At 66.0% G+C, this 13,505-nt stretch carries 11 protein-coding genes; 3 read left to right on the top strand and 8 right to left on the bottom strand.

Annotated features, from left to right (window positions below):
• Nucleotides 1-9: 9 nt before the first annotated feature.
• From ACSQ3P_RS12680 to ACSQ3P_RS12645, 8 genes are all read right to left on the bottom strand, one after another.
• A complete protein-coding gene (locus ACSQ3P_RS12680) occupies nt 10-1,119 on the bottom strand; it encodes an ABC transporter ATP-binding protein (RefSeq protein ID WP_436165902.1) in 1,110 nt (369 codons plus the stop codon).
• Between the two features lie 163 nt (nt 1,120-1,282).
• On the bottom strand, nt 1,283-2,005 hold the full coding sequence (locus tag ACSQ3P_RS12675) for an ABC transporter ATP-binding protein (RefSeq protein ID WP_436165901.1): 723 nt from the start codon (nt 2,003-2,005) through the stop codon (nt 1,283-1,285).
• Nucleotides 2,006-2,017: 12 nt separating this feature from the next.
• Nucleotides 2,018-4,009: a branched-chain amino acid ABC transporter ATP-binding protein/permease gene (locus ACSQ3P_RS12670; protein WP_436165900.1), complete on the bottom strand. Its 1,992-nt coding sequence runs from the start codon at nt 4,007-4,009 to the stop codon at nt 2,018-2,020.
• A gap of 7 nt (nt 4,010-4,016) precedes the next feature.
• Complete coding sequence (locus ACSQ3P_RS12665) at nt 4,017-4,916, bottom strand: branched-chain amino acid ABC transporter permease (RefSeq protein WP_069689558.1); 900 nt, start codon at nt 4,914-4,916, stop codon at nt 4,017-4,019.
• A gap of 140 nt (nt 4,917-5,056) precedes the next feature.
• Nucleotides 5,057-6,259: an ABC transporter substrate-binding protein gene (locus tag ACSQ3P_RS12660; RefSeq protein WP_069693457.1), complete on the bottom strand. Its 1,203-nt coding sequence runs from the start codon at nt 6,257-6,259 to the stop codon at nt 5,057-5,059.
• Between the two features lie 357 nt (nt 6,260-6,616).
• On the bottom strand, nt 6,617-8,251 hold the full coding sequence (locus ACSQ3P_RS12655; RefSeq protein WP_436166249.1) for a Na+/H+ antiporter: 1,635 nt from the start codon (nt 8,249-8,251) through the stop codon (nt 6,617-6,619).
• Nucleotides 8,252-8,471: 220 nt separating this feature from the next.
• Nucleotides 8,472-9,296, bottom strand: coding sequence for an MBL fold metallo-hydrolase (locus ACSQ3P_RS12650; protein WP_436165899.1), 825 nt, complete (start codon nt 9,294-9,296; stop codon nt 8,472-8,474).
• Between the two features lie 47 nt (nt 9,297-9,343).
• On the bottom strand, nt 9,344-10,519 hold the full coding sequence (locus ACSQ3P_RS12645; RefSeq protein ID WP_436165898.1) for a trans-sulfuration enzyme family protein: 1,176 nt from the start codon (nt 10,517-10,519) through the stop codon (nt 9,344-9,346).
• A gap of 137 nt (nt 10,520-10,656) precedes the next feature.
• Between ACSQ3P_RS12645 and ACSQ3P_RS12640 the strand changes: the two genes are divergently transcribed.
• The 3 genes from ACSQ3P_RS12640 to ACSQ3P_RS12630 are packed head-to-tail and all read left to right on the top strand — an operon-like array spanning nt 10,657 to nt 13,502.
• On the top strand, nt 10,657-11,847 hold the full coding sequence (locus tag ACSQ3P_RS12640; RefSeq protein ID WP_436165897.1) for a M20 metallopeptidase family protein: 1,191 nt from the start codon (nt 10,657-10,659) through the stop codon (nt 11,845-11,847).
• A gap of 43 nt (nt 11,848-11,890) precedes the next feature.
• Complete coding sequence (locus tag ACSQ3P_RS12635; protein ID WP_083269176.1) at nt 11,891-12,754, top strand: transporter substrate-binding domain-containing protein; 864 nt, start codon at nt 11,891-11,893, stop codon at nt 12,752-12,754.
• Between the two features lie 22 nt (nt 12,755-12,776).
• Nucleotides 12,777-13,502, top strand: coding sequence for an ABC transporter permease (locus ACSQ3P_RS12630; RefSeq protein ID WP_436166248.1), 726 nt, complete (start codon nt 12,777-12,779; stop codon nt 13,500-13,502).
• Nucleotides 13,503-13,505 lie beyond the last annotated feature (3 nt).

Here is a 13,505-nt window from a genome sequence, read left to right as displayed (position 1 = left end):
GTTGGCGTTTCAGGAGGGCGAGGCGGGAAACAGGACAGGCCGGGCATGCTCGCCAAGCCCGCAGAAGGCGCTTGCCGCCGTGCTCGCGACCATGCCGGGGCGGCGCGGCATCGCGATCTTGAGCGAGGCGCCGTCGGCTGCCGTCACGTCGTGGATCATCTCGCCGCCGATCGGCAGGCTGAGCTTGAGCGCCACGGGAAAGCGCGCGGGGGAGGCCTCATCCGCCAGTAGCATCTGTTCGGGCCGGACCGAGACGATGACCGGCTGCCCTGCCGAGAACCGCGCCGGCGACGTCACCTGCCAGGCCGCGCCATTGGCGAGCGCGACCGCATAGCCGCCCTCGACCTTGCCTGAGATCGTGCCGGGCACGAGATTGCTGGAGCCGATGAAGCTGTTGACGAACAGGCTCGCCGGCTGGTCGTAAATCTCGACCGGGGCGCCGAGCTGCTCGATCCGGCCGGCATTCATCACTGCGATACGGTCGGCGATCGCCATCGCCTCGTCCTGGTCATGCGTGACCATGATCGCGGTCAGTGCGAATTGCCGCTGCAATCGCTTGATCTCGATTTGCATGTCGAGCCGCAGGTTCTTGTCGAGCGCCGCGAAGGGCTCATCGAGCAGGAGGATGCGCGGCCGCATGGCGAGCGCGCGCGCCAGAGCCACGCGCTGCTGCTGGCCACCCGAGAGCTGGCGCGGTTTGCGCTCGGCGAAGGCCGCCATCTGCACCGTCGCCAGCATTTCGCGCACGCGTTCGGCTTGCACGTTACGGCTCTCGCCGCGCGCGGCGAGCCCATAGGCGATGTTCTGCGCCACGGTCATATGCGGGAACAGCGCATAATTCTGGAAGACGATGCCGATCTCGCGGCGGTTCGGCGGCAGCGTATCGATCGAGCGGTCGCCGATGATGACCTTGCCGTTGCTCTGCTCGATGAAGCCGGCGACGATCCGCAGCAAGGTGGTCTTGCCGCAGCCCGACGGCCCGAGCAGAGCGACGAGTTCGCCGCCCTTCACCTCCAGCGTGACATTGTCGACCGCTAGACCTGCGCCATAGCTATGCGTGATGCCGTCCAGCGTCAGGGGCTGGGCGATGACAGCTCCGGATGGGGCAGGCGCAAGCATCGAACGCGGAAACCTCAAGCGACGCGGCAGATCTCCGGAAGGCTAGCAACCGGCATGCCAAGTCGATGAGCTGATTGCCGATTTCTTCGAGTCCGGTGCGGGCGAATTGCCTGTCGCGGCCCGCTTGCGGATAGTCTCCGCTGACCCCGTATCCCCGCCGCTCCTAATGGCTGCCGCCAAGATAGGCTGCACGCACCGCCGGATCGTTCTTCAGGCTGGTGGCTTCGCCGGAGCTGGCCAAGCGGCCGTTTTCCAGCACATAACCGTAATCGGCGACATCCAGCGCGGCGGCGGCGAATTGCTCGACCAGCAGCATGGTGATCTTGGCCGCCTTCAGCCGCGCGATCGTGGCGAAGACCTCCTCGACGAGGCGCGGCGCGAGCCCCATCGAGGGTTCGTCGAGCAGCAGCACTTCTGGCCCCAGCATCAGCGCCCGCGCCATCGCCAGCATCTGCTGCTCGCCGCCCGAGAGCGTGCCGGCGAGCTGGGCGCGGCGCTCCTTCAGGCGCGGAAAGAGCTCGAACATGCGCTGGCGATCCTGCTCGACATCGCCCTTGGGCCGCGCGCCGGTCAGGCGCGGAAAGGCGCCAAGCTGGAGATTGTCGTCGACGCTCAAGGCGGGGAAGACCCGTCGGCCTTCGGGCGAGTGGGCCATGCCGAGCCTGGTGATCTCATGCGAGGCCATGCCGGCGATGTTGCGGCCGGCCAGCAGGATCTCGCCGGCATCGGGCTTGATCATGCCGGAGATCGCCCGCAGCGTCGTGGTCTTGCCGGCACCGTTGGAGCCGATCAGCGTGACGAGCTGGCCCTTGGGCACGGAGATCGAGAGTTGGTGCAGCACCTGCACCTTGCCATAGCCGGCGACGAGATTCTGGACCTGGAGCATGGTCTCGTCCCCTCAATGGGCCGTGGCGGCGCTGCCGCCGAGATAGGCCTCGATCACACGCGGGTCGGCCTGGACCTGGGCGGGCACGCCCTCGGCGATCTTCTGGCCGAAATCCAGCACGGTCACCGTGTCGGAAATGCTCATCACCACATCCATGTGATGCTCGATCAGGACGACGGTGATGCCATGCGCCTTGATCTTGCGGATGATCTCGATGAGCTCCTTGATATCGGGCGCGGTCAGCCCCGCGGCCGGCTCGTCGAGCAGCAGGAGTTTGGGGTCGAGCGCCAGCGCGCGGCCGATCTCGAGCAGCCGCATCTTGCCATAGGGTAGGTTGCGCGCCTCCTCATTCGCCAGGGCGTCGAGCCCGACGAATTGCAGGATGCTGGCGGCGCGTTCGCGCGCAGCGCTCTCTTCCTTGCGGGCCTGCGGCAATCCCAGGGCGACGGCAAAGAGGCCGCTGCGATAGGTGTGATGCAGGCCGACCATGACGTTCTCCAGGCAGGTCAGCTCGCCGAAGAGCTGGACGTTCTGGAAGGTGCGGGCGATGCCCTGCTCCGCGATCTCGGGCGAGTTCCGGCCGACCAGGCTCTTGCCTTCGAAGAGGATCTCGCCGCCGGTCGGCGTGTAGATGCCGGTGAGCACGTTCATCATCGTGCTCTTGCCCGAGCCGTTGGGGCCGATCAGCCCGTGGATGGTGCCGGGCTTCACCGCCATGTCGATGGCGTTCAGCGCCTTCAGGCCGCCGAACTGCATCAGCACCGCCCGCGCATCGAGCAGGGTGCCTCCAGGCGGCGTGCTGGTCGCGGTGGCGCCCCAGACCCGGGCTTCGTTTCCGGTTTCCCTGGCCACCAGCGCGCGGCCGCCGCGCCGCAATGACAGGCGCGTGAGCAATTGCCGTACGAAGCCCATGATGCCGTCGGGCAGGTAATAGACCACGAACAGGATCATCAGCCCGTAGATGGTGAGCTTGTAGTCGACGATGCGCTCGAGGAAGAGCGAGAACACGAAGAACAGCACGCAGAGCGCCACGGCGATGCCGATGCTGCGCGCCTGGCTCGGATCGTTGCGCCAGGCGTAAAAGCCGCCCGCGACGGCACCAAGCGCGATCAGCCCGGCGGTGATCCGGAACAATTCGAGATCGGCCAGGATATTGGGCAGGAAGACGACGATGGCCGAGCCGATGATCGGCCCCATCCTGGATTTGCGCCCGCCCATGGCGACGGCGAGCAGGAATTCGATCGAGGTGGCGAAGTTGAAGGCTTCCGGCGCGATATACTGCCGAAAATAGGCATAGAGCGCACCAGCCAGCCCGGCGAAGCCGGCGCTGATGACGAAGGCCAGGACCTTGTGCTTGTAGACGCTGACACCCATGCAGTCCGAGGCGATCGGTGAATCGCGCAGCGCCTCGAAAGCCCGGCCATAGCGGGAGGCGATGATGCGGTTGATCACCACCACCGTCAGCACCAGAGCGATGGCCGAGATGTAATAGTACTCGACCTCCCTCAACCGCTTCAGCGAGAGGTCGATATAGTCGCGCAGATCGATGAAGAGCGGCGTGCGCAATTCGATGCCGAGCGGGCCGTTGGTCAGGTTTAGGTGATTGAGCCAGGGGCCGAGATCGGTCATCTCGTTGATCAGGGTGACGACGATCGTTCCGAAGGCGAGCGTCACCATGGCGAGATAGGGCCCGGTCACCTTCAGCGCCGGCAAGGCGAGCAGTGCCCCGAATAGTGCCGTGATCACGATACCGGCCGGCAGCGCCCACCAGAAGCCCAGGCCGAAATGCATGGACAGCAGGCCCGCCGTATAGGCCCCGACGCCGAAGAGCGCGGCATGGCCGATCGAGACCTCGCCGGTATAGCCGAAGACGATGTCGAGCCCGAGCACCAGGATCGAATAGATCACGATCGTGGTGATCAAGGGCAGGTAGTAGGACGAGGTCACGACGAAGGGCAGAGCGAACAGCGCGACGACGCCAGCGATGAAGAGAAGCGTCTTCATGGCGGGCTCAGACCTTCTTGATCGCGGTCTTGCCGAAGAGCCCGGCGGGCTTCAGCGACAGGACGAGCAGCAGCAGGATCAGCCCGGGAACATCCTTGTAGCCGGTGTCGAAATAGAAGCCGGTCATGCTTTCCGTGATGCCGAGGATCAGGCCGCCGACGACGACGCCGAGCCCGCTCGACAATCCGCCGATGATCGCGACCGCGAAGGCCTTCAGGCCCAGAGCCGCGCCCATATTGGCGCCGGTCAGCGTGATCGGCGCGATCAGCACGCCCGCCAGCGCCGCCGCGAGCGAGGACAGCGCATAGGAGAAGGTGATGACGAGCGGCGTATTGATGCCCATCAAGCCGGCTGCGTCGCGGTCGTTCGAGGTCGCCACCACCGCCTTGCCGTAGATCGAGCGGCGGTTGAAGGCCTCGACGGCGAGCATCATCGCGAGCGCGCCGAGCACGATCGCGATCTCCATCGGGCGGATATTGACGCCCGCGATCGTCAGCGGATCCTCGCTCAAGGGCGAGGGGAATTTCAGCGGGTCCTTGCCCCAGATGTTTTCGGCCATGTTCTTGAAGATGATGCCGAGCGCGATCGTCGCCATGATCCAGCCGGCCTCGGACTTGGTCTTCATGGCTTGCCTGACGCCGAGCCGCTCGACGACCGCGCCCTGGGCGAGGCCGAAGGCGAAGACGAAGGGCAGGGCGATGAGATAGGCCGCGAGCGTGCCCAGATGCAGCCCGATCAGGACATTCACGCAGGTCAGGCCGACGAGCGCGCCCAATGTCAGCGCCTCGCCCTGGCCGAAATTCAGCGTCTTGGAGGTGGCGAAGGTGAGCTGGTAGCCGAAGGCGATGACGCCGTAGATCATGCCGACGGAAATGCCGGAGACGAGGATCTGGAAGAAGTTCTGCATGGAGGGACCGACACTCCGACCGGTAATGAAGAACCCTCCCCGCCTGGCGGGGAGGGTTTGTTCCTAAGAGCAGGATGCGAAAAAGTGGGGACCGGTTTTTCGCATTGATCCTGCTCTAACTCTTTGATGAAAGCCGTCGCTCAGGACTTCGGCTTGACCCGCAGCGCGCCCGCGCCTTCGAGATCGGCCGGGTTGGCCGGCACGACGCGGCCGCCCTTGACGATGCCGAGCACGGGGATGTTGGCCGTGATCGCCTCATGGTCGGTGGCGCTGAAGGGCTTGTCATAGGTGGTGACGACGCCTTCGACCTTGGTGGTCAGGTTCTCGAGTGCCTCGCGGACCTTGCGGCCGTCGGTCGACTTGGCCTGGTTGATCGCGGCGGCCAGCAGATACATCGAGTCATAGCCCTGCGCGGCCGAGACCGGGGAGGGGATGCGGTCGACCTTATAGGCCGCCTGATAGGCCTCGATGAAGCTCTTGCGCTTCGGCGTCGAGGGCAGCTGGATGAAGGTCTGCGGCATCATCACGCCCTCGCCATTGGCGCCGGCGGCATCGATGAAGCTCGCCATCGACAGCGTCCAGGAGCCCAGGACCGGCACCTTCCAGCCGAGCTTGACGACGGCGTTGACCGTCTGCGCCAGCTCGGGGCCGATCGCATAGGTCAGCACCACATCGGCGCCGGCATCCTTGGCGCGCAGGGCCTGCGCCGTCATGTCGGTGTCGCCGATATTGAACTTCTCGACGGCGACCGGCTTCAGGCCGCGTTCTGCGAGCGCCTTTTCGAGGTCGGCGCGGCCGAGCTGGCCGTAATTGGTCGAGTCCGCGATGATCGCGACCTTGGTGTAGCCGTTCTTCTTGACGGCTTCGGCGATCATCGAGCTCTGGATGGTGTCGTTGGCGGCGTTGCGGAATACGTAGTTCGCCTTGTGCTCGGGCGCCTTGAACTGCTGCGTGACCAGGGTGCCGGTCGACACGTTGTTCATGACGGGAATCTCGGCTTCCTGGTAGAAGCGCTGCGAGGCGAGCGAGACGCCGGTGTTGATGAAGCCGACGGTCGCGACCACCTGCTCCTTGTTGATCAATTCCTGCGCGATCTGGACGCCGAGCTCGTTCTTGGCCTCGTCGTCGCGTTCGATCAACTGGATCGGCTTGCCGAGCACGCCGCCGGCCTTGTTGATCTCCTGCGCGGCGAGTTTCACGCCATCACGCATGCTGACGCCCATGGCGGCCGAGCCGCCAGTATAGGGGCCGCTGATGCCGATCTTGACGGTCTGCTGGGCATAGGCCGCCCCGGTCATAGCAGCGCTGAAAGCTGCGGCGGCGAGCCATTTCTTCATCGTCATGGTTTCCATCCCTATTGCATGGTTCACTCTTCCGATTTGCTCGGAATTGATGCTTCTTATTATTATTATAAACTTTATGTTGGTGACCTGCGCTGCAAGGCGCACCCTCGACGGGCAGTCAAGGGCGCATTCCCGTGACTGGCAGGACATACCAAGTCTTCAAAGAGTTAGGGCGGACTGGTTGCGCGGGCAACCGAGAATATGGGGCGCGCGGCCCTGGGGTCTCAACCTTTAGTCTTATCGGGGTAGCGGCGCTTTCCCTCATGGAGGGAGGTTGCCCGCGAATGAGGCAATTCTCCACCGAGCTTGACGATCAGGTGCGGAGCCTCGCCATGCGTCTTGCGAGCCGGGTGACGCTCAAGCCGGGCCGAACCGCGCTTCCAGCAGGTCGATTTCCCTGACGAGCTTCCTGGCGATTTCGTCCGAGGTGCCGCGCGCCCGGGCGACGCGGTAGATTTCGTCCCGCTCGGCGCGCAGGCCGGCGAGGCGCAATTCGCGCTCGATCGCATCGGCCTTGCGGGCGAGATCGGCTTCCGCGCCGGTCTTGGAGCGTCCGTCGATGCGCTCACGGTAGAGTTCCATCAGGCGCACGCCGACTTCGACATAAAGGTCGGCATCGTTACGGCCGCTGCCCATTTTGTGCTGCACCTTCTCCAGCGCCTTGATCGCTGCTTCGGCGGCGGCGTTGCGAACCCGGTCCTCCTCTTCCTGCTGGGAGGGCTCGGGAGGCAGCTCCAGGTTCTTGAGCAGGAAGGGCAGGCCGATGCTGGCCGCGGCCAGCGACAGGATGATCACGCCTGCCGCCAGGAAGATGGCGAGGTCGCGGGCCGGGAAGGCCGAGCCGTCATTCATCGTCAATGGCAGCGTCAGCACGCCGGCAAGCGTGATTGCCCCGCGTACGCCGGCAAGCGAGGTCGCCGCGACCAGGCGCAGGCCGGGCACATAGCGCTTCTCGCCGCGGCGCGCTGCCCGCGCGAGCGTGAAGCGCAGCGACACCCACACCCAGGTGAACCGGAGCGCAGCCAGCGCGAAGGTGATGACGACGACATAGGCGATGAGCCAGACCGGGTCATGGTGCCCGGTCTCGCGCACGGCTTTCGCCGCGCCTGCGACGATCAAAGGGAGCTGCTCTCCCAGCAGTACGAAGATGATGCCATTGGCGGCGAACTGGACCGTGTCCCAGACGGCGTGGCCACGCACGCGCGTAATCGCGAGGATTTGTCCGCTCTGGTCGGCATAACTCATGGTGATGCCTGCCGCGACGGCTGCGAGAATGCCGGAGCAATGCAGGTGCTCGGCCAGGAGATAGGCCCCGAACGGGATCAGCAGGCTGATCAGGATCTGCGAGCCGGTCTCCTCGCCAAGCCGGCGCGTGACCCAGTTCACCGCGCGCGTCGTGCTCCAGGTCACCGCGACGCCGATCGCGATGCCGCCGATCGCGACCCAGAGGAAGGTGCCGAAGGCGCCGACCAGCGAGAACGTGCCGGTCAGGGCGGCTACGACGGCAAAGCGCATGCAGACCAGGCCCGAGGCGTCGTTGAGCAGCGATTCACCCTCGAGGATGTGCATCAATCGCTTGGGAACCGGTACCCGGGCGGCGATGGCGGAGACCGCAATCGGATCCGTCGGCGAAAGGATCGCGGCGAGCGCGAAGGCCACCGCGAGCGGCATGGCCGGGATCAGCCAGTTGAGCAGGAAGCCGACGCCCAGCACGGTGAAGAGGACGAGGCCCAAGGCGAGCTCCAGGATCGTGCCCTTGTCCCTGAACAGCCCCTCCTTGGGGATGCGCCAGCCATCGAGGAAGAGCAGCGGCGGCAGGAACAGCAGGAAGAAGATGTCGGGCTGCAGCTGGACGCTGAGATCGGCCACCGAGGCGATGAGCGCGCCGAGCCCGATCTGGATGAGGGGGAGCGGCAGCGGTGCAGGCGAAAGCCGCGCAAGCATGCCGCTGACCACGACGGCCAGCAACAGGGCCAGAATGATCGCGATCATCTCCACGGCTTACCTCTTATCCACTCAGCCCGCTCCGGCGCGCCCGGCCGCTCACAGGGAAGCAGGTGCTCGACCCATCCCTGTGATGAGCACGATCTCAGCGAGAATAGGGCGGGGCTGCTTCGAGACCATGTCTTCATCGGCAAGATCTTCGTCACAAAGATTTTCGTCACAATGACATGGGCTTTGGGCGCGGTCGGCTTGCGGCCGGACAAGGCGTTCACGCCTCCAGAGCGACCCACAAATCTCCTTTGTCCTCGACGCGTTTTTCGGATTTCAGCTTGAGGAGATGGGCCAGGACATTGCGCTCGGCCGCGAGCTGCAGCCAGGGATCGGTCTTGGAATAGAGCCGGTCGACCAGATCCCGGGTGCCTAGCGGGCCGGCGGCGAGAGCAGCCGCGATCTCGTTCTCGCGCTTGAGCCGGCGGTCGAGCAAGTCCTGCACATAGGGCCTGGGATCGGGCAAGGGCGGCCCATGTCCCGGCAGATAGAGCCGGTCGTCGCGGGCCATCATCAGGCGCAGGCTCCTGACATAGTCGGCCATGTCGCCGCCCGGCGGGGAGACGATGCTGCTCGACCAGGACATCACATGGTCGGCGCTGAACAGGATCCCATCCCGATAGGCGAAGCAGAGATGGTCGCTGGCATGCCCCGGCGTGTGGATGGCGAGCATACCCATCGCACTGTCGCCGTCCCGCAGGAGGATGTCGGGTATGAAGGCGTCGTCGGCGCTAAGATGAAATGCATAGGTCTTGGCGCCGGTGCGGGCCTTCAGCGCCGCCGTCGCGCCGAGATGGTCGGAATGGGTGTGGCTGAGCAGGATCGCAGGCACGGCGCCGCTCGTCGCCCTCAGGATGTCGTCGAGATGGCCGACATCATCGGGGCCGGGATCGAGAACCATGAAGCCGTCGCCGGTCTCGATCAGGTAGGTGTTCGTGCCGTGATAGGTCATCAGGCTTGGATTCCTGGCGACGATGCGGGAAATGCCGGGAGCGACGGCCAGGGGAACGCCGCGCGCGGGCTCGCTCTCGCTCAGGAATGCCAATGCCGGTTCCTTTCAGACAATCGCCTGGGGCAGCGACCGTCGTTCTTCTAGATCATCTCGGCGGAGGGCGTCTCCGCCATGCGGCGCATGCCGCTCAAAGCGCGCTGCAGATCGGCGATCAGGTCTTCCGCATGCTCCAGGCCGATCGAGAGTCGGATCAGCGCGTCTGGACAGGCGGAGCGCTCGCCCTCCGTGCTGCGCCGATGCTCGATCAGGCTTTCCGTCGAGCCCAGCGACGTCGAGCGGCGAAACACCGCCGTCCGCTCGCATAGGGCGAGCGCATCCGCCGCGGTGCCGGCGATCTCGAAGGACAGCATGCCGCCGAACCCGTCCAGGAATTGCCGCCGCGCCAGTTCATGGTGCGGGTCGCCGAGCAGGCCGGGATAATGCACCGCGCTGATTCCGGGATGTGCGGCCAGGGTCGTGGCGATCTTCAGCGCCGTCTGTGAGGCGCGCTCGACGCGCAAGGCGAGCGAGCGCATGCCGCGCAGCAGGAGCCAGGCCTCGAAGGGGGGCAGGATGCTGCCATGCGCTTCCCGGGAGGCGAGGATCTCCCGCCATGCCGTTCCGGTCTGCGCCGTGATGAGCGCGCCGGCGACGAGATCGCCATGGCCGTTCAGATATTTGGTTGCGGAATGCAGGACGAGATCGGCCCCGAAATCCAGCGGCCGGCACAGCACCGGCGTCGCAACCGTCGCGTCCACCAGGAGCTGCGCGCCGCCCCGATGTGCAATGGCCGCCAACGCGGCGATATCCGGCACGCGCCAGAGCGGGTTGCTGGGACACTCCGCCCAGACGAGCCGCGTCTCGCCCCGGCGCATGGCCTGCCGCACCGCCTCGGGGCAGCACATATCCGCGCGGGCCACGGTCACGCCCCAGCGCTGGCCGAAGGTCTCGATAATGGCGCCGAATTCATAATAGGCCGCCGAATCCAGCACGAGATGGTCGCCCGGACGCAGATTGGCCAGGACAGCCTGGGCTGCCGAGGAGCCGGCGCTGAAGACCGCGGCGGCCGCTCCGCCTTCGAGCTGGGCCAATACGCGCTCCGCGACCGAGGCGCCGCTATTGCCGGAGCGCGCATAGCGTGAGGCGGTCGAACCGGGGCGCAACGCCGCGTCTCCGGGTGGGGCATGCGTGACGGCCGGATGGATCGACGGCGCGAGCCCTCCGGTCACCGGGTCCAGGTAATGGTCGAGTTGGGCCAGAACCGTGGCGGCGTGCATCGGGGTCTCTTCGGCAGGGATCATCGCGCACAGGATAGGCCGATATTGTCGATTGTCGATCCTCGATCATATTGCGAGAGGGGTGGATCTATGGCTAGATGCCGCCGCAATTTTCAAAAATGGCCTTGAGCGTGCTGATGTCCCACGATCGCCCGAACGAACTGACCCGCGCCATCGCCGACCAGGTGGAAGCGATCGAGCCGGCGCTCATCGCCCTGCGCCGCGATATCCACGCCCATCCCGAGATCGGCTTCGAGACGGTGCGGACGGCGGCGCTGGTCGCATCGGAGCTGGAGCGGATCGGCTTGAAGCCGCAGCGCGGCGTCGGGCGCGTCGGCGTGGTGGCGGAGATCGAGGGCGGGGCGCCCGGGCCGTGCCTGCTGATCCGTGCCGACATGGACGCCTTGCCGATGGAGGAGCTGACCGGCCTGCCCTTCGCCAGCACCATTCCTGGCAAGATGCACGCCTGTGGCCATGACATCCACACCGCCACCTTGCTTGGGGCGGGCATGGTGCTGAAGAACCTGGCGCCGATGCTGCGCGGCAGCGTCCGCCTCGTCTTCCAGCCGGCGGAGGAGACGGTCGAGAGCGGAGCAGCCGCGATGGTCGCCGATGGTGCCGCTGATGGCGTGGCGATGGCGCTCGCCTTCCACAACCGGCCGGAGATGCCGGTCGGTCGGTTCGGTTATGTCCGCGGCGCCTCGACGGCGTCGAGCGACGAGTTCGACGTGGTCGTCCATGGCCGCTCCGGCCACGCCGCGCGCCCCCATGCGGCAGTCGATCCCATCGTCGCCGCCTCGGCCATGATCATGCAGCTGCAGACGGCGATTTCCCGGGTTATGGACCCATCGCAGTCGGCCGTGCTGACGATCGGCCACATTGCCGGTGGCTCGACCCACAACATCATCCCCGACAGCTGCATGTTCCAGGGCACGGTCCGCTGCCGCTCGGCGGCCTCGCGCGACACGATGGAAGCCACCTTCCGCCGCATCTGCGAGGGTGTAGGCGCGGCCATGGGCGTGACCTGCGAGATCTCCTATATCCGTGGCGCGCCGGCGCTGGTGAATGACGACGGCGTGGTCGATGCCGCGGTTCGCTCCGTCTCGGCCCAGTTCGGGGCGGACATGATCGACCAGCTCGAAGGCCGCTTCGGCGCGGAGGATTTCTCCTATTTCTCCGAGCGCATCCCGTCCTGCCAATTGCTGGTCGGCGCGTCCCAGCCCGGACGCAACGACCGCGTGCACAACTCCGACTACCAGCCCGACGAGCGTTGCATCGGCCTGGGCGTGGCGGCGCTCGTGCGCACCGCGGTCGATGTCCTTTCATAATAGCCTCTAGCCCTGTTCAAACCCCTTCGTTGGAGATTCCGGCGTGAAGATCACCCGTTCGTCCTTTCTCACCCTCGGCCTCGGCGCCGCCGCCGGACTCGTATTTGGCACCGCGCCCCGCAGCGCCAGCGCCAAGGACTGGAAGGTCATCCGCGTCGCCACGGAAGGCGCCTTTCCCCCCTACAACATGCATGCGCCCGACGGCCGCCTGATCGGCTTCGAGCCGGAACTGCTGCAGGAATTGTCCGCGCGCATGAACATCAAATGCGAGATGATCGCGCAGGCCTGGGACGGCATGATCGCCGGGCTCACCGACGGCAAATACGACGCGATCATGGACGCGGTCTCGATCACGCCCAAGCGCCAGGAGGTCATCGCCTTCTCGACGCCTTACGCCGCGGCTCCCTCCGGCCTCGCCATCATGAAGGACGGCGCCGTCAAGTCGTTGCCGGGTACCGGCACGCGGATCCAGCTGGCCGATGAGGCTGCGACGAAGGCGGCGGTCGAGGAGATGGCCAAGCCGCTCGCGGGCAAGACCATCGGCGTCCAGGTCGCGACGATCCAGAACGACTTCCTGACCAAATACCTCAAGGACGTCGTCACCATCCGCACCTATTCGTCCGGGCCCGATACCTTCCTCGACCTTAAGAGCGGGCGCGTCGATGCGGTGATGGCCTCGGCGATCAACCTCAACGCCTCCGCCAAAAAGTCGAATGGCGAGATGATCGCCTCGGGTTATGTCTTCGCCGGCGGCCTGCTCGGGCAGGGCTCGGCGGTCGGGCTGCGCAAGGGCGATCCCGAGTTGAAGGAGCTGTTCGACAAGGCGCTCAAGTCGGTGGCGGAGGACGGCACGCTGAAGCGCCTCGCGCTGAAATGGTTCGAGATCGACATCACGCCCGCGCTCTGACGTGGCGGACGATACGGCTGAGATGGGCGAGGCTTTCACCCTGCTAGGTTTCGGCCCCGGAGGCTGGGGGCACGCTTTGCTGACCGCGGGGCTGACGACCCTTGCCGTCTCGGCCTGCGCCTTCGCCTGCGGGCTCGTCCTGGGCACACTCTGCGCCTGGGCCAAGATCGCCGGGCCGCCCGTGCTGCGCCGGGCCGCCGACATCTATGGCGTGGTGCTGCGTGGGATTCCGGACCTGCTGGTGATCTACCTGTTCTATTTCGGCGGCCGCCAGATCGTCACCGCGATCGCGAACCAGTTCGGCCATACCGGCCCCGTCGAGATCAGCGGTTTCGTTGCAGGCTCGCTTGCCATCGGGCTGATCTCCGGCGCGGCGCAGGCGGAGGTGCTGCGTGGCGCCTTCCATGCGATCCCATTGGGAACGCTGGAAGCTGCGCGCGTCACGGGCATGAGGCGCTGGACCATGTTCCGGCGTATCATCGCGCCGCAGGCGCTGCGGACGGCTTTGCCGGGGCTGGGCAATCAATGGCAGTCGGTGATCAAGGAATCGGCGCTGGTCTCGGTGACCGGCCTGGTCGAGACCTTGCGGGCCGTCAGCGTCGCGGCGAATTCGACGGAACTGCCCTTCCTGTTCTTCCTGGCCGGCGGCGCGATCTATCTTGCGATCACCACGGTCTCAGGGCTCGTCTTCCGCATCGCGGAGTGGCGGGCCATGCGCGGCCAGCCGGCCATGCGGGTGGGGGGCTAGCGG

This window comes from Allobosea sp. LjRoot9 (assembly GCF_964252745.1).
Taxonomy (GTDB): Bacteria; Pseudomonadota; Alphaproteobacteria; order Rhizobiales; family Beijerinckiaceae; genus Allobosea.
Note: the sequence above shows the minus strand (reverse complement) of the source record. Positions and strands in the feature narration are given on the sequence as shown.